Source organism: Hymenobacter terrigena, from assembly GCF_054776515.1.
Genome location: NZ_BAAHBU010000004.1, coordinates 216,761 through 232,911, shown reverse-complemented (window position 1 = coordinate 232,911; position 16,151 = coordinate 216,761). Strand labels below are relative to the sequence as shown.

The 16,151-nt window shown below is 60.1% G+C and carries 14 protein-coding genes; 6 read left to right on the top strand and 8 right to left on the bottom strand.

Features of this window, described 5'->3' with window-relative positions; translation table 11 throughout:
* Positions 1-140 precede the first annotated feature (140 nt).
* On the top strand, positions 141-686 hold the full coding sequence (gene rfbC / locus ACYU7Q_RS17570) for a dTDP-4-dehydrorhamnose 3,5-epimerase family protein (RefSeq protein WP_460610725.1): 546 nt from the start codon (positions 141-143) through the stop codon (positions 684-686).
* A gap of 74 nt (positions 687-760) precedes the next feature.
* Here rfbC and ACYU7Q_RS17565 read toward each other — a convergent pair whose 3' ends face one another.
* Entirely contained in the window at positions 761-2,059 is a 1,299-nt protein-coding gene (locus ACYU7Q_RS17565; RefSeq protein WP_460610724.1) for a UDP-N-acetylmuramoyl-tripeptide--D-alanyl-D-alanine ligase, read from the bottom strand.
* A 107-nt stretch (positions 2,060-2,166) separates the two neighbouring features.
* Here ACYU7Q_RS17565 and ACYU7Q_RS17560 point away from each other — a divergent pair, with 107 nt between their 5' ends.
* The gene (locus ACYU7Q_RS17560) at positions 2,167-4,473 is read left to right on the top strand and encodes a T9SS type A sorting domain-containing protein (protein ID WP_460610723.1); all 2,307 of its coding nucleotides are present in this window, start codon (positions 2,167-2,169) and stop codon (positions 4,471-4,473) included.
* 214 nt (positions 4,474-4,687) lie between these two features.
* Here the strand turns inward: ACYU7Q_RS17560 and ACYU7Q_RS17555 are convergent, their stop codons facing one another.
* Complete coding sequence (locus tag ACYU7Q_RS17555) at positions 4,688-5,470, bottom strand: nitrilase family protein (protein ID WP_460610722.1); 783 nt, start codon at positions 5,468-5,470, stop codon at positions 4,688-4,690.
* 196 nt (positions 5,471-5,666) lie between these two features.
* Between ACYU7Q_RS17555 and ACYU7Q_RS17550 the strand changes: the two genes are divergently transcribed.
* Positions 5,667-6,260 (top strand): DUF4136 domain-containing protein, encoded by a 594-nt coding sequence (locus ACYU7Q_RS17550; protein WP_460610721.1) that lies wholly within the window; start codon positions 5,667-5,669, stop codon positions 6,258-6,260.
* 88 nt (positions 6,261-6,348) lie between these two features.
* Here ACYU7Q_RS17550 and ACYU7Q_RS17545 read toward each other — a convergent pair whose 3' ends face one another.
* The gene (locus ACYU7Q_RS17545; RefSeq protein WP_460610720.1) at positions 6,349-7,035 is read right to left on the bottom strand and encodes a hypothetical protein; all 687 of its coding nucleotides are present in this window, start codon (positions 7,033-7,035) and stop codon (positions 6,349-6,351) included.
* A 639-nt stretch (positions 7,036-7,674) separates the two neighbouring features.
* Here ACYU7Q_RS17545 and ACYU7Q_RS17540 point away from each other — a divergent pair.
* Positions 7,675-9,195, top strand: a complete 1,521-nt coding sequence (locus ACYU7Q_RS17540; RefSeq protein WP_460610719.1) for a reverse transcriptase domain-containing protein — start codon at positions 7,675-7,677, stop codon at positions 9,193-9,195.
* A gap of 159 nt (positions 9,196-9,354) precedes the next feature.
* On the opposite strand, the gene ACYU7Q_RS17535 is transcribed toward ACYU7Q_RS17540, so the two are convergent.
* From ACYU7Q_RS17535 to ACYU7Q_RS17525, 3 genes are all read right to left on the bottom strand, one after another.
* Complete coding sequence (locus tag ACYU7Q_RS17535; RefSeq protein ID WP_460610718.1) at positions 9,355-9,822, bottom strand: DUF2721 domain-containing protein; 468 nt, start codon at positions 9,820-9,822, stop codon at positions 9,355-9,357.
* Between the two features lie 121 nt (positions 9,823-9,943).
* Positions 9,944-11,275 carry an NAD(P)/FAD-dependent oxidoreductase gene (locus ACYU7Q_RS17530; RefSeq protein ID WP_460610717.1) on the bottom strand — a complete coding sequence of 444 codons (1,332 nt, stop codon included), beginning with the start codon at positions 11,273-11,275 and terminating at the stop codon, positions 9,944-9,946.
* A 76-nt stretch (positions 11,276-11,351) separates the two neighbouring features.
* Positions 11,352-11,804: an META domain-containing protein gene (locus ACYU7Q_RS17525; protein WP_460610716.1), complete on the bottom strand. Its 453-nt coding sequence runs from the start codon at positions 11,802-11,804 to the stop codon at positions 11,352-11,354.
* A 196-nt stretch (positions 11,805-12,000) separates the two neighbouring features.
* Here ACYU7Q_RS17525 and ACYU7Q_RS17520 point away from each other — a divergent pair, with 196 nt between their 5' ends.
* Both ACYU7Q_RS17520 and ACYU7Q_RS17515 read left to right on the top strand, forming a co-directional pair.
* Positions 12,001-12,447 carry a DUF2141 domain-containing protein gene (locus ACYU7Q_RS17520; RefSeq protein WP_460610715.1) on the top strand — a complete coding sequence of 149 codons (447 nt, stop codon included), beginning with the start codon at positions 12,001-12,003 and terminating at the stop codon, positions 12,445-12,447.
* Between the two features lie 210 nt (positions 12,448-12,657).
* Complete coding sequence (locus tag ACYU7Q_RS17515) at positions 12,658-14,337, top strand: T9SS type A sorting domain-containing protein (RefSeq protein ID WP_460610714.1); 1,680 nt, start codon at positions 12,658-12,660, stop codon at positions 14,335-14,337.
* Between the two features lie 8 nt (positions 14,338-14,345).
* On the opposite strand, the gene ACYU7Q_RS17510 is transcribed toward ACYU7Q_RS17515, so the two are convergent.
* Both ACYU7Q_RS17510 and ACYU7Q_RS17505 read right to left on the bottom strand, forming a co-directional pair.
* A complete protein-coding gene (locus ACYU7Q_RS17510) occupies positions 14,346-14,831 on the bottom strand; it encodes a YdeI/OmpD-associated family protein (RefSeq protein WP_460610713.1) in 486 nt (161 codons plus the stop codon).
* Between the two features lie 69 nt (positions 14,832-14,900).
* Positions 14,901-16,151 (bottom strand): glutamate-5-semialdehyde dehydrogenase, encoded by a 1,251-nt coding sequence (locus tag ACYU7Q_RS17505; RefSeq protein ID WP_460611084.1) that lies wholly within the window; start codon positions 16,149-16,151, stop codon positions 14,901-14,903.

The window sequence follows — 16,151 nt, the reverse complement described above, 5'->3', positions numbered from 1 at the left end:
GACGCATCTCTGCCGCTTTAGCAAACCATTCGATTGGATTGCGTTATGCAGTAGAGATGCGTCGCCAAGCTGAGCAGGACCATTCTTTTTTCGGCCTAAACGGGTCAAATCATCTTCCCCAACCTTCTACCTTTGTCCCAATGGAAGTAAAGATGTTTCCCCTCGCCGGCCTGATTGAGTTTACCCCCCGCGTTTTTGCCGACGACCGGGGCGTATTCTTCGAAACCTTTTGCGAGCGCCTCATGGCCGAGGCCGGTGCTGCCGCCCACTGGGTGCAGGACAACCAGTCGAACTCCAAAAAAGGCGTGTTGCGCGGGCTGCACTTCCAGCGCCCGCCCCACGCCCAGGCCAAGCTGGTGCGCGTGGGCCATGGCCGCGCCCTCGACGTAGCCGTGGATTTGCGCCGTGAGTCGCCCACCTACGGCCAGCACCAGATGGTGGAATTGGCCGCCGAGCGGGGCAATATGCTCTACATTCCGGCCGGCTTCGCCCACGGCTTCATGGCCCTCGAAGAAAACACCATCTTCCTCTACAAGTGCTCCGATTATTACGCGCCTGCCACCGAAGGCGGCCTGCGCTGGGACGATGCCGACCTGGCCATCAACTGGGGCACGGAAGTACACCCACTCGTATCGGGCAAGGACAATGAGCTGCCGGCCTTCACAGATTTCGTGAGCCCGTTCTAGCGAGTGACTGAGTGAGGGAGTGGCTGATTGATTGTTTGGAACGTCACTCAGCCACTCCCTCACTCAGTCACTCGCTACAGCAGTTCCACCAGCGTTTCCAGGGCCATGCCGCGGCTGCCCTTCACCAGCACCTGGCGGTTGCGCACGGGATGGGCGCGGAGCCACTCGGCCGCTTCGGCTTTGGTGGCGAAGTGCTGCGCGGTGGGGGCCAGCGCCGCCGCCCGCGCCATTTCCGGGCCGATGAGCAGCACCTGCGGCAGCGGCAGCTCCGCCAGCAGCTGGCCGAGTGCTGCATGCTCTTTGGCACTCTCGTCGCCGAGCTCAAACATGTCGCCGAGCAGCACCAGCTTGGTTTGGCCGGCTGCCACGGGGCGCGCTGCGAAGCTGCGCAGGGCGGCGGCCATGCTGCTGGGGTTGGCGTTGTAGGCATCCAGCACCAGCTCGTTGCCGGCGGGCGTGCGCACCAGCTGCGAGCGGTTGTTCTGCGGGTTGTAGCGAGTCAGGGCAGCGGCTATTTTATCGGTTGAAATCCCAAAATACTGGCCCACGGCGGCGGCGGCGGCCAGGTTGGGGAAGTTGTAGTCGCCGGTGAGCTGGGCCACCACTTCGGTGCCATCACCGAGGCGCAGGGCCACCGCCGGTGCGGCCGAGAGCAGCGTGGCCGGGTAATTATCCATCACGCGGGGGTAGGTGAGGATGGTGGGTACCTGCGCGGCCAGCGACGGCAGGCGCGCATCCAGCGTGTTCACGAAGGCCGTGCCGCCGGTGCGGGTGAGGTAGTCGAACAGCTCGCCCTTGCCCAGCGCCACGCCTTCGGCCCCGCCAAAGCCTTCGAGGTGAGCCTTGCCGATGTTGGTGATGAGGCCGTGCGTGGGCTCGGCCCACTCGCAGTAGGCCGCGATTTCGCCCCGGTGGTTGGCGCCCATCTCAATCACGGCGAAGTCGTGCTCGTCCTGGCGCAGGCGCAGCAGCGTGAGCGGCACGCCGATGTGGTTATTCAGGTTCCCTATCGTGGCCAGCACCTTGAATTGCTGCGCCAGCACGGCCGTGAGCAGCTCTTTGGTGGTGGTTTTGCCGTTGGAGCCCGTGATGGCCAGCACCGGGATGCGGAACTGCCGGCGGTGGTGCCGGGCCAGTTGTTGCAGGGCCACCAGCGGGTCGGGGGCGTAGGTGTAATGGATGGGGTCCGAAGCGGCCAGCAGCACATCATCAACCACGGCGTGGCTGGCTCCGGCGGCCAGCGCCTGCGGCGCAAAGTCGGCTCCGCGGAAGCTGGGGCCGTTGAGGGCGAAGAACAGGGTGCCGGGCTGGGGCTGGCGCGAATCGGTGCTGACGAGGCCGCCGGCGGCCAAATAACGGGAATAGAGCAACATGCTGCAGAACTGGAAAAGCAAACCGGGTGTAACTTGCTGCAAAGGTGGGCGTGATTTTTGTACCGCGCGCTGCAACTCCTTTTTCACCCTTAGCTACTTCCTTTCTGATGAATCGTTTTTACGCGTTGGTGCTGGCATCGCTGGCTTTTTCCGGGGTGGCCCGGGCCCAGTCGGGCAGTGCGGCCTTTGGGTTTGAGAGCCGGGCCACGGCCAAAGTGGTGCAGGGCACCGATACGCTCCGCAATGCCTGGGCCGGCGGCTTCAACACGCCCCAGTTCAGTTCCATCGACCTGAACAACGACGGCCAGCAGGACCTGTTCGCCTTCGACCACGAAAGCAGCCGCTGCTACACTTTCCTGAGCGTGGCCGCGCCCACGGCCCCCAACGGCCGCCGCTGGCAGTACGCGCCGCAGTACGAAAGCTTGTTCCCCAGCGACCTCCGCGGCTGGGCCCTGCTGCGCGACTACGATTGCGACGGCCGCGCCGACTTGTTCACCTTCATCAACGGCGGCGAAATCCGGGTGTTTCGCAATGTGCTGGTGAACGGCCAGCCCAGCTTTTCGCTGACCACCAACCAGATTCGCTTCGGTGGCAGCTTCACGGGCACGGCCAACCTCACCATTGGCGGCTACAACCTGCCCGCCATTCAGGATGTGAACGGCGACGGCAAGCTTGATATCATGACGTATGATTTCATCAGCTCGTCGTTCATCGAGCAGTACATCAATACCAGCCCGGGCACCTGCGGCAGCGCCCTCACCTTCACGCTCACCACCGACCACTGGGCCGATATCCAGGCCTGCGGCGGCTGCGCCGAATTCAAGTTCAACGGCCAGCAATGCTTCACGGCGGCCCGGCCCACCCACACCGGCGGCCACAGCCTGCTGCTGGTGGACCTGGACGGCGACGGCGACCAGGACCTGCTCGACGGCCGCGACAACTGCCCCGAGCTGGCGCGCCTAATCAATTCGGGCACCACGGCAGTACCGGTGATAACGCAGGCGGGCGTTAGTGCCAGCTTCCCGTCGGCGGCCACGCCGGCGCGGGTGCCGGTGTTTCCGGCCGGCTATTCGTTCGACGCCAACTTCGATGGCAAGCTGGATTTGGTGGTGGCGCCCAACATGGTGAACAACGTGGCCGACCTGGTGAGCATGCGCAACCACATCCAGCTCTTCACCAACTCGGCCGCCAGCGGGGCGCCGGTGTACACCAGCCAGCCGGCCGGCTTCCTGCAAAACGACATGATTGACGTGAGCGAAGCCGCCGCGCCCACCTTCGGCGATATCGACGGCGACGGCCTGCCGGACATGCTCATCGGCAACCGGGCCGACCGCGTGAACAACGTGTACCGCGCCAACCTCACCTACTACCGCAACGCCGGCACCCGCGCCCGGCCGGTGTTCCAGTTTGTGACCAGCGACTACCTGGGTCTGGCCGCCCAGAGCCTGGAAAGCATCAAGCCCGTGCTCGTGGACCTGAACCGCGACGGGGCCCTCGACCTGGCCTACTCCGCCTATGACCGGGGCACCAACATCATCTACTACATTTTGAACACGGCTGCCGCTGGCCGGCCCGTAGCCTTCAACGCGGCCAACGCGGTCGACTTTAAGCCCCAGTTCGCCACCACCGGCACCGGTTTGATACCCTACACGAAGGACGACATGCCCTGCTTCACCGACGTGGACAACGACGGCTACGTCGACCTGCTCATCGGCACCAACGAGGTGCGCGAGCCGGGCATGGCCCTGCGCTACTTCCGCAACCGCGGCCGGGGCCCGCTCGATAGCGCCTTTGTATTGGTGAACAACGACTACGGCCACATCCGCACCGCCTCCGGCGACCGGCCCGCCAACCTGAGCCCCACCGTGGCCGACTTCGACGGCGACGGCCGCCCCGACCTGCTCACGGCCGATGCCACCGGCTACCTGCGCCTGTTTTCTGACTACCGCAACCAGCCGCCCGCCCTGTTTGCCGAGCGCACCGATTTGCAATACAACCCCCTCACCGCGCTCTACGAACCCACCCGCCTGGGCCTGGGCGACTACTCGCACTGCGCCCTGGCTGCTGCCGATATCAACGGCGACGGTGTGCCTGAGCTCTTCGTGGGCACCGAGGCCGGCGGCGTGCTGAGCTATGGCACCCGCAACCGCACCGTCACGGCCACCCGCACCGAGGCCGCCCGCGCCCTGGCCCTGAGCATCTACCCCAACCCCGCCACGGCCACGGCCACCGTCGAAACCGCCCTGCCCACCCGCGTTTCGGTGCTCGACCTCACGGGCCGCGTGGTGCAGGCCGCCGACGGGGCCCAGCGCCGCCACACGCTTACCCTCACTGGCCTGGCCGCCGGCGTGTACCTCGTGCGCGCCGAAGGAACCGATGGAGCCGCCGCCGTACAGCGCCTGCTGGTGCGGTAGGGGCAGTGGGCATCGCCGTGTAACGTCTGTCATTGCGAGGCCGCAGGCCGTGGCAATCCGTCCTCTCGATGCGACCAACCCTGAGATGTGATAAAGCCTTTTTCAAAACCAGAAAGCCCCGGCACTGCGAAGTGCCGGGGCTTTCTGGTAAAAGAAAGTGTCTGGTTTTGACAGGACGGATTGCTTCGGCTGCACCTCGCAATGACGGGCGTTATTACCCAACCAACTCAAATGCGTCGCCATCATTGAGCGCGGTGAACTTGCTGCGGAAATCATCCAGCTCGGCCCGGCTCAGGGTGTGGGTGAAAATGCCGTCCTGATTGTGGGCTTCCACCAAATAGTCGCCTTTGGCATCAAGCAGGGCCGAATCGCCGGAATAGGCGTGGCCTTTGCCGTCCTCGCCGGTGCGGTTTACGCCCAGGGCGCAGGCCACGTTTTCGATGGCGCGGGCGCGGAGCAGGGTCATCCAGGCGGCGCGGCGCACGGCGGGCCAGTTGGCCACGTAGAGCAGCAGGTCGTAGGGCGCCGCGGGCTGGTTGCGGCTCCAGACGGGGAAGCGCAAATCGTAGCACACCAGCGGGCAGATGCGCCAGCCGCGCCAGTCCTCCACCAGGCGCTCGTGGCCTGGCGTGTAGGTGTGCTGCTCGCCGGCCAGCGTGAAGAGGTGGCGCTTGTTGTAGCAGCTCAGGCTGCCATCGGGGCGCACCCAGAGCAGGCGGTTGTAAAAATTGCCGTCTTCCTCAATGATGACGCTGCCGGTGATGACGGCGTTGTGGTCGGCGGCGCGCTGGCGCATCCAGGCCACGGTTTCGCCCTGCATGGTTTCGGCCTGGGCGGCGGCATCCATGCTGAAGCCGGTGGTGAACATCTCGGGCAGCACAATGAGGTCGGCGGGAATGGTTTGCTGGGCGAGGTATTGGTCGAAGGCGGCGCGGTTGGCGGCGGCATCGTGCCAGTGCAGCGCGGTCTGGATGAAGGAAACGGTGAGGTCGGCCATGGGGAGGAATGCTTTTGCGGCCCGTAAGCTACGGCGCGGCGCGTGGGCACGCGGCTCCGGGAGGGTGGCGAGGCGGGGGCTGGCGGACGCTGAAAGTGCCCTGGCAAGGCCACCAGGCAGTAAGCTGGGCAATAACCTTTACCCGGTGGGGTGGGTAAGCCCATGCAATGCTTTTCCGTTCATCAATCCCCGTGCTATGAAACATTCCTTTCTTTGGGCGCTGCTGCTGATGTGGCTCAGCGCCTGCACTTCCGCCGTGACGGTGGAACAACAGCCCGGCGTCAATTTCAACCAATACCACTCGTTTGCCTGGGCCGATACGGAGGTGAAAACCCAGGGCGACCAAAACCCGCTGCTCAACAGCCCCATTGCCCAGAGCCGCATTCGCCAGGCCATTGCCGACGAGCTGAGCAAGCGCGGCATCCGCGAGGTAGACCGCAACCCCGATTTCTACCTCACCACCCACCTGTTTGTGGAGCAAGCCGAGCGCACCGTCACCAACCCACCACCGGCCGGCTACGCCTACCCCTACCTGGTGCGCTACCGGGGCGCGCTGCTGCCCGTGAACTACGGCTACTGGTACTCGCCGGCCTACTACCAGACCACCCACACCGAGCAGTACCGCGAAGGCACCCTGGTGCTCGATTTCATCGACGCCAAAACCAACAACCTGGTATGGCGCGGCTCCATGGCCGACCCCGTCGACGACCCCGCCCGCCTGGGCAAGCAGTTCGCCGAAGCCGCCAAGGACATTCTGGAGAAATTTCCGAAAGCGAAAACGGGCTCCTGAGCGGGGAGTAAGAAAGTAGAACGTCCTGCCGGGCGGAGCAAGAGGCTTCGCGCGGCAGGACGTTCTGTTTTTACCCTGAAAAGCGCCCCTAAACTTTCGCCGGCACCGTTTTCTCGTGGCGGCCGGCCGTGGCATTGGGCTTGCGGGCCGACTCATAAGCCACGAAGAATTCCGGCGCTTTGGTTTCGTAGCGGGCCACCTGGCGGTCGATTTGGGTGGCGAGCAGGGCCTGGGCTTCGCGGAAGTTGCGGTCCAGCTCCTTGGTATCGGCGGCGGCTTCGGAACGGGCGGCGCGGGGGGCGGCCTGCTCGCTCTTGAACTGGGTGAGGGCGTCGCGCAGCTCGGTGAGGTCCTGGGCGGTGATGTCGAGGTCGATAAGGTCTTTGGCGTGCTCGGTGCCTTTGTCGAAGATGAGGCGGCCGAGGCGCACGAGGTCGGCGTCGGACTTGCGCTCCAGGGTGCGCTGGGTGTAGTCGACGGCGGCTTGCAGGGGCAGGTCTTCGTGGGCGGGGTCGGCGGCGAAGGCGAAGAGGGCGGCCCCGATGTTGTGGGCGGCCGCGGCCACGCGCAGGCGGGTTTTCTTCTTCACGGCGGTGAGGCCGCCCGACTCGGGCCGCTGGGCCTGGTGCTCGGGGTCGAGGAGGTCGACTTCGGTCCGGAAGGTGGCCACGGCGGCCGCGAGGGCCTTGTTGGCGGCGTAAGTGTCGGCGTGGGCCTTCAGCACCAGCAGCGTGGTTTGGAACATGGCCAGCTTGGCCCGTTGCTTATCATTCATGAGGGTAATCGGTGAATGGTGGGAATTGGAAAAACAAGGAAAGAAACCGCCCGCACCATGCCTGCTGGGCCGACAACGATGCCTGCCGTCGCCGCGAACGATGCGGCGGTGCTGGTTATTATGCCAGCCAAGCTGGCTATGATAGCGGCGGAGGTGACAAGCATGGGTGCCGTGACGTCATGTCATGCTGCCGAGGTGGCGAGCATCATTGCCGTGACGTCATGTCATATTGCCGGGGTGGTTAGCCTCCCCGCCGGGCTGGCAAGCACGGTAGCGGGGTCGGAGAGCACAGCGGCCGGGGAATGGAGCATCCCGGCGGCAGCGGGTAGAATGGGGGTTAAGGGTGGGAGTGTGGTGGAAAGGAGTGCGGGAAGGTAGGGAGGATTCGGGAGAATCAAAATTTAAGATAATAGAAGATAATGGAGTCATAACTTTTGATACATACATTTGCCTCAAGTCTTAGAAGGCAAGTGGACATCTCAAGCACGGGTTAAAACTGTTGTGGTGCGCTAGGGTTATCAGCCCGAATGTTAATTGATAACTTACTTTTAATGAGTTGTGTCCGCGGAAGCTCTCATTCAAAATGCAAATTTTGGATGAGGGCTTTGTTTTTACACCTGTTTTCATAAACAAGAATCAATGACTGTATTTAAATCTTATCATGAACTTGAGGAATTTATTCGTCAGGTAGCTGTTCGGAAAGTTGAAAAATTTCAATCTTACCATAACTACATGGTAGTTGAGCAGAGAAAAAATGAATTCAGATTAATAAGCCCACCCGAAAAGCAGATTCATACACCATCTGAATGGAATGAATCAAAGCTTTTTAACCCTTTTTACGTATTAAAGCATAGTAAATATCTGGCAAAAACCATTTATAAAAGATTAAAGGATAATACATATATTCCTCATGAGCCATTCGTAAGAGGTGTTCCAAAAGGAAACGGCAAAATTCGTTTAGTGAGTTCTTATGAAATACCGGATGATGCTGTGTCAAAAAAGGTTTTTAGTCAATTGCTGAGTAAAAATAAACATCGATTTAGTGGCTTCTCATACGCATACAGAGATGATAGAAATGCACATTTTGCAATTCAAGACATATCCTATGATTTGAAGAAATACCCTAGAATGTTTGTTGCTGAGTTTGATTTTTCGGACTTTTTTAATTCAATTAACCATGATTTCTTATTTCAACAGCTTGAGAAAAATAGTTTGGCTATTTCAAAATCCGAACTGTTGATTATTAAAGCATTCTTGCATACAAGAAAAGGCAGGGGTTTTGCGCAGGGCACATCAATATCATTATTTTTAGCAAATGCAGCATGTGGAGAATTAGATAGTTCTCTGGAAAGATTGGGTGTTAGGTTTGCTCGTTATGCTGATGATACTTTGATTTGGTCTGATAGCTATGAAAAAATTTGTAATGCATTCAATGTCATGCATGATTTTAGTATGGCATCAGGTGTGGCTATCAATGCAAAAAAATCTCACGGTATCAGCTTGTTGTCAACAAATGCTTACACTGCTGAAATAGCTAAAAAGAAAATGGCTGTTGATTTTTTGGGGTATAAAATATCCCATAATTTTATTAGTATTAAGGATTCATCTGTGATTAGTATAAAGAGCCAAATAGCACACCTGTTATTTAAAAATCTAATTGAACCACTAAAGACAAAGCCGCAAAACGCGAAATGTAACCCTTCGAATGATGATGAGGGCGCTTTTGCATCATCAATTCACCAAATAAGGAGGTTTGTTTACGGAGACCTAACTGAATTTGCATTGGCAAATTATATTAAGGGTAATTTCAAGAAACTTACTTTTAAAGGAGTAATGAGTTATTATCCTTTGGTTACAGATGATGAGCAACTAAAATGCCTTGATAAATGGTTTGTTTCTACAATACTGAATGTTTTGCGATTGAGAAATAAGATTTTGACCCCAACTTATGGTTCACAAGTTACTAGGTTTCCTTATAATTTAAATAGTGCGAGCCTCATTTCGGTGTGTAGAATTCGCCGTAGAATTATTGATGGTAAACCTATCAAGGCATTTGAAATCCCCAGCTTCCTTCGGATTAATCATGCAATACGAATAGGTATTGAAAATGAAGGCGTATTAGCTGTTGTTGATTCTGCCTCTAAAGCATACGACTATTGATTGATAAATGATAGTTGATAAGGAAGGACAGGGAAGTTAAAAAAATATTTCATTCTCCTTCTAAATCAGTTGCTACGCACTTCAGCGCTACCTCGGCTGCGGCAGGACGTGAGGCAAGAAATGCGATTGGCGTGTTTGAAGAGGGTAACGCTTTCCCCGCTACTCCAGCCGCGTCAGGTACTCGGTTTCTTCCGCCACATCGGCCAGGGCGAGGCGCGACTCGCGGATGAGCAGCACGCTGGCCACGAGCAGCAGCCCGGCCCCCAGTACGCTGAGCGCGGCCACCACCCAGGTGGCCGCGCTGTGGGTGAGCTCGAACACGCCGATGCTGAGGATGCTGGCGATGAACACGCCCAGCGTGAGGTGCAGCACCGTCATGGCCTGCTGGAGCAGCCGCACCCGCCGGATGGCAAACGACAATTGCAGCCGGAGGTGGGTGCGCTCGGTGGGCTCCGGGGCGGGCTGGTGGCGCTGGTGATGGTGGAGCAGCCGCGCTACTTCGCGCTGCCGCTCCACGCTGCGGCTCAGGCGCTGCGAGGTGGTGAGGATGAGGGAGGCGCAGGCCGACACCAGCACCGCCGGCGCAAACATATCGGTGAGGATGCTGAGCGTGCCGGTAAGGGGCATTTTTTTAATGGTTAATGAGTAGTGGTTAATGATTAATGAGCGGCCGCCCTCCTTTGCAGGCTCAGAATGACAAACGACGATGACAGCCGTCCATTAATCATTAACCACTACTCATTAACCATTAAACGATGGCCTTCTCTTCCATGTCCTGCTCCACCAGCGGGGCCTTGGTTTTGCCGATGATGTAGCGCAGGCCCTTGTCCTGGGTGAAGTAGTTCCAGCTCCAGTTCAGAAACACGGCCATGCGGTTGCGGAAGCTAACCAGCGAAATGACGTGAATGAAGCTCCAGGCCAGCCAGGCAATAAAGCCGCTGAGGTGGTACTCGCGGCCGAAGAGCTTGATATCGGCCACGGCGTGGTTGCGGCCGATGGTGGCCATTGCGCCCTTGTCGTGGTACACGAAAGGCTCCATAAGCTGGCCGTTGAGCTGGCGGCTCAGGTTGCGGCCCAGCCAGTCGCCTTGTTGCAGGGCGGGCTGCGCCACCATGGGGTGGCCCTCGGGCGTGGCCTCGGTTTTCATCATCGCAATGTCGCCGATGGCGAAGATGTTCTCGTAGCCGTGCACGCGGCTGTAGCCGTCCACCAGGTAACGGTTGCCCGCCAGCAGGCAGTCGGCGTTGAGGCCCACGACGGGTGCGCCCGTCACGCCCGCCGCCCAAATCAGGGTGCGCGTAATGAGTTGCTGGCCGTTGTTGAGCGTCACGGTGTAGCCGTCGTAGGACTTCACCCGCGTATCAAGCCACACCTGCACGCCCAGCTTCTTGAGGTATTCCAGCGACTTGGCCGAGGCGTTGGCCGACATGCCCTTCAGCAGCACTGGCCCGCTTTGCACCACGTGGATGTCCATTTCCTTGAAGTCGATTTCGCGGTAATCCTTCGGGAACACGTGGGTGCGCAGCTCGCTCAGCGCCCCCGCAATCTCTACGCCCGTGGGGCCGCCGCCTACAATCACGAAGTCCAGCATGCTGTTCAGCTGCTCATAATCGCCGAGCTGCAGGGCCTGCTCGAAGTTAGAAAGCACCGTGTTGCGCAGCTCCAGGGCATCTTCCACGGTCTTGATGGCAACGGCGTTTTTGGCCATTTCGGCATCGCCGAAGTAGTTGGTATTCGCGCCCGTGGCCAGCACCAGAAAATCGTAGCGAATGAGGCCGATGCTGGTTTCCACCACCTGCTCCTCGGGATTAACGCTGGTAACCTCCGCCAGCCGGAAGTAGAAGTTCTCCTGGCCGTTCAGGATTTTGCGGAACGGCGACACGATGTCGCCCTCGTCCAGCCCGGCCGTGGCCACCTGGTACAGCAGCGGCTGAAAGGCGTGGTAATTCTGCTTATCAATCAGCACCACCTGCACGGGCGCATTGGCCAGGGCCTTGGCCAGCTCCAGGCCGCCGAAGCCGCCGCCCACAATCACCACGCGCGGCTTGCCGAGGTCGTCTATTTTCGTTAACCCTTCCATGGCCGTAAAGATGCGGGCCAGACGGTGGCCCACCATTGGGCTGCTTACCTACTTTGCCGGCCGCAGGTTGCCCGCCCTACTGCGCCGTGCGCCGAAACAACAGGCGCGGGGCGGGTGCCGTGCCATCATACAGCCGCAGCTCGTCGCCGCTGATTTCGTAGCGGGCCGTCAGGGCCAGGTTGTCGAGGTAGCGCGTTTCCAGGTCCTGCACGGGGCAGGCGGCGCGGGTCGCAATCTGGGGCGTGATGTGCAGCTGCTGCCCACCGCCCGCCAGGCTGTAGCGGCCACTGAAATTATTGCACGGCCCCAGGCCCACGGTGCAGGTGCCCAGCGCCACAAATTCGAGGTAAGCCTTGCTGGTTTCGGAGTAGCTGGACGCCACCACCGGAAAGTTGTCAATCTGCGTCAGCTGCCAGTGGCTTTGCAGCAGCGCGGTGGGCTGAGATGGTAGGGCTGCTTCGTCCTTTTCGCAGCTGGCCAGCGCGAAAGTCATCAGCAAAGCCAGGGGAAAAAGGCGGCGGGCAGTCATCAGCGTAGTAAGCAAGCGTGGGAACACAATAGTAGCAGGAAAACAAATAAGTTGGCCGGTATTGCAGCCCAGGGCCGCATAACGTCGGCGAATAGACGATTTAACCGGGCGAAATCAGTTATTATCGAACCCTTTGCGTAAGCAGGGGCGTTGGGGCTGTATCCTCGTCCACCCGTCACCTGTCAATTATTCGCTTATGAATGTGTTATCGCTTTGCTCGTTGTTGATTGGCAGCAGCCTGTTGGGAGCCGCCGTACCCGCCCCGCCGCCCGCCGAAACCTCCTCCGTCACGGTGGTCGTCTCGTCGCTGGTATCCACCACCGCCGCCGTCCGGCTGTACTTCTACAACACCCGCGAAGGCTTTCTGAAAAGCGGCAAATGGGCGTTTTCCAAGTCGGTAAAGCCCATGGGCAAGAGCGAGTTTACCCTGCCCGTTGACTTGCCCAAGGGCGAATGGGCCGTGGCCATCACCCAAGACCTGAATAACAACGATAAAGTCGACAAAAACTTCCTCGGCATTCCCACCGAGCCCTACGCTTTCTCGAACAACGTGCGCCCCACCGTGGCCGCACCCGGTTTCGATGAATGCAAGTTCACCGTGGATGAGCCCGGCAAAGTGGTAAGCATTGTGCTCAAAGACTAACCCCAAAGACAACCAAGCGCTTGCTTTAAAAGCCGCTGCGAATGCAGCGGCTTTTTTTATGAATTTTTAATGAGGATAATGGCCTATATAGCATAGAGTACATTTCTTAATTGTATTTACATTTTTAAATAAATTCTTGATGCAGTTATAGACAATTGTTATGCTTAGGTTTGGATTAAATAAATTTTTATTAATCTTTTCTTAAGCCTTATGATGCAAACCTTACTTACTTCCCGTCGTGGTTTTTTCATGCGGGGCGCTCGCCTTTTGGGGCACGTTGGGGTGGTGCTGGCCGTAGCCGGTGCTGCCGAACAAGTCCACGCTCAGACGTATAGCGTGGGCAACTCGGAGAAGAAAAGCGACTTCAACCTGAGGGCCGGCGAAAGCCTCTCCATTCGCTTCAATGTGAAGTATGAGGGCACAATAACCGTGGACGGCAACAACACGACCATCATCAACAACGGGGGCGACATAACCGGGGCGGTGCTGGTGAAAAGTGGCGCCGTCGGCACGGTCATAACCAACCTGGGCGATGTCTCGTCGCAGAACATTACCCTGAATGCCCCGGTCACCATCAACAACGGCAGCGCCACGGTGACCAATGCCACCTGGAACGGGTACGTGGGCAACCGGTTCGCCGCCAGCGGCATCGTGATTAATAACTACGCCAACTGGGGCAGCCAGATTAACGGCCTGGCCAGTGGTACCATCAACAACAACGGCAGCTGGACGGCTTATCTCACGCCCACCGGCACCACCGTTATCAACAACCGGGGCAACTGGACGGCCTCCGACCTGAACTACTCCGGCAGCCTCACCATCAACCACTTCAGCGGTACCTGGACGGCAAACCTCAACCCTGGTACGGCCTTGGCCATCAACAACAGCGCGACCTGGACGCGGGGCTTCAATTTCCCCGGCACCGGCCCCAATAGCTTTGTCAACAACGCGGGCGCCACGGCTACTTTCGACGGTGCCCTGGGCATGGGCAATAACACCACCATCACCAACAGCGGGGCCATGACCCTGACGCAGGGCATGGGCAACATCAGCGCCAACTCGCTGCTGACCAACAGCCGCGGAGCCACGTTCCGGGTGACGGGCCAACTGGTGAACTACGGCACCGTGAGCAATGCCGGCGTGGTTTCAACCACCGCCAACTTTACGAACATGAGCAGCGGTGTAATTACGGGGCCGGCTGCGCCCTACCGGGGCAGTTTCACCTCCGCTGGCTATTCCTCCAACGCGGGGGCCTTTGGCGTGGTGGGCCGGCTCGATTTCTGTGACTCCGGCAATGCCACGGGCTTCGACGCGCAAACCGGTAGCGTAGGTGCCAGCACTACTTTCTGCTCGCTGCGGCCGCTGCCCGTCGAGCTCACTTCGTTCGCAGCCGAAGCTGTGAAAGGTACCGTACAGCTGCGCTGGAGTACGGCCACGGAGCGCAACAGTGCCAAGTTTGTGGTGGAGCGCAGCGCCACTGGCGAGGCGTTCAGCGCCGTGCGCGAGGTGGCGGCGCATGGCAATTCGGCTACCGCCACGGAGTACATTGCCACCGATGCCGCACCGCTGGGCGGCCTGAGCTACTACCGCCTGCGGCAGGTTGATTTGGATGGCAGCGCCGAATACTCACCGGTCGTGACCGTGAGCCGCAAAGCCGGCTACGAGCCCATCAGCGTATACCCCAACCCCGCCACCGACCGCCTCACCCTCGACCTGACCACCGTGGCGGCCGTACCCTGCGAAGTGCGCCTGCTGAGCCTGACGGGCCAGCTGCTGCGGCACGAAACCCTGGCCGGCGGGCAGCTTCAGGACGTTTCGCTGGCGGGCATCCCCGCCGGGCTGTACGTGCTGAAAGTAGGCAGCGCGGTGCAGCGCATCGAAAAGCGCTAGATAGGCGTTCAGTCGCCCCGAAACGGATGCAGCCCGCGACCCAGTCGTTCCACCAGCGTTACGGCGCGGCGGGCGCGGGTGGCGGGCTGCTTGGCTTCGTCCACCAGCCGGGCCATGGCCCGGCGGTGCGCGCCGCTGTAGTTGTGGAAGGCAGTTTCGGCTTCGGGCCAGGCGGCGAGGGCTTCGGCCAGCTCGTCGGGCAGGTCCACGTGGTCGGGGTTTGGGTCGGGTTCGATGTTGATTTCCAGCTCCTGGCCCAGCGCGATGTCCACGGCTTTGCACACGTCTTTGTTGAGCATGAGGTAGCGCCCGCCGCCTTCCAGCGGCAGCAGCCCCAGCCGTAGCGCGTGGCCGTGAATGGTGACGATAACGCGCTTCGCAGCTTTGCCACCCAGCGCTTCGAGCACTTCGGCCGGTACCACGATGGTTTGGGTGGGCATGAAGCTGGGGCCGCCCGGCTCCAGCACGGCGCGGAAAGTGAGGAAAGGAATCATGGGAGATTATTGACTGTCATGCCTGGCTAATGTCGGCCTCCGGTTCGCTGCGCGCTGCATGAGGTGGTGTTAAGTAGTTCTAACCTGCCCGGTGCCGCGCACCAGCCACTTGTAGCTCGTCAGTTCTTCCAGGCCCATCGGCCCGCGGGCGTGCAGCTTTTGGGTACTGATGCCAATTTCGGCCCCCAGCCCAAATTGCCCGCCATCGGTGAAGGCGGTAGAGGCGTTGGCGTACACGGCCGCCGCGTCCACGGCATTGAGGAAGGCTTCGAGGTTGGCGGCATCCTCCGAGATAATGGCTTCGCTGTGCTTCGAGCCGAATTCGGCAATATGGCTCAGTGCTTCATTCAGGGAGGCTACGGTTTTTACGGCCATTTTCAAGGCGAGGAACTCCGTGCCGAAATGCTGCGGTGTGGCGGGGGCCAGCAGCGGCGTTGGGTAGTGCCCGGCCAGTGCGGCATAGGCAGCGGCATCGGCAAAAAGCTGAGCCTCAGCTACTGCCAGCGGGGCCAGCAGCGCGGGTAAATCGGCCAGTCGGTTGGCATGAATCAGCAGGCAATCCAGCGCATTGCACACGCTCACGCGACGGGTTTTGGCATTGGCGATGATGGCTGCGCCGCTGGCTAAATCTCCGGTTTCGTCGAAGAACGTATGCACCACGCCGGCCCCGGTTTCGATGACAGGCACCCGCGCATGTTCCCGCACGTAGTTGATGAGCGCCTGGCTGCCGCGCGGAATCACCACATCGACAAAGCCCACGGCCGTGAGCAGCGCCTCCGTGGCGGCGCGCTCGGGCGGCAGCAGCGTGGCCACGGCGGGTGGCAGGCCGTGGCGGGCCAGCACGGGCGCGGCCACCGCCAGCAGCGCCGCGTTGGAAAACGCGGCGTCGGAGCCGCCCTTCAGCAGGCAGGCGTTGCCGGTTTTCAGGCACAGCGCCAGGCTGTCGATGGTGACGTTGGGCCGGGCTTCGTAGATGATGCCCACCACGCCCAGCGGTACCCGCACTTTGCTTAGGTGCAGGCCATTGGGCAGGGTTTTCTCACTGAGGATTGCTCCCACCGGCGAGGGCAGGCCGGCCACGGTGCGTAGGTCGGCCGCGATGCCGGCCAGGCGCTCGGGTGTGAGGCGTAGGCGGTCGTGGCGCGGGTCGGTTTCGGGCATGCGGGCCAAGTCGCGGGCGTTTTCGGCCAGCAGGAAGCTGGTTTCGGTCACCAGCGTATCGGCCAGGTCGCGCAACAAGGCATCGGTTGCGGCGGGGGCGAAGGCAGCCAGTTGGCGGCTGGCTTGCTGGGTGGCTTCGAATTGCAGGCTCAGGTCCAC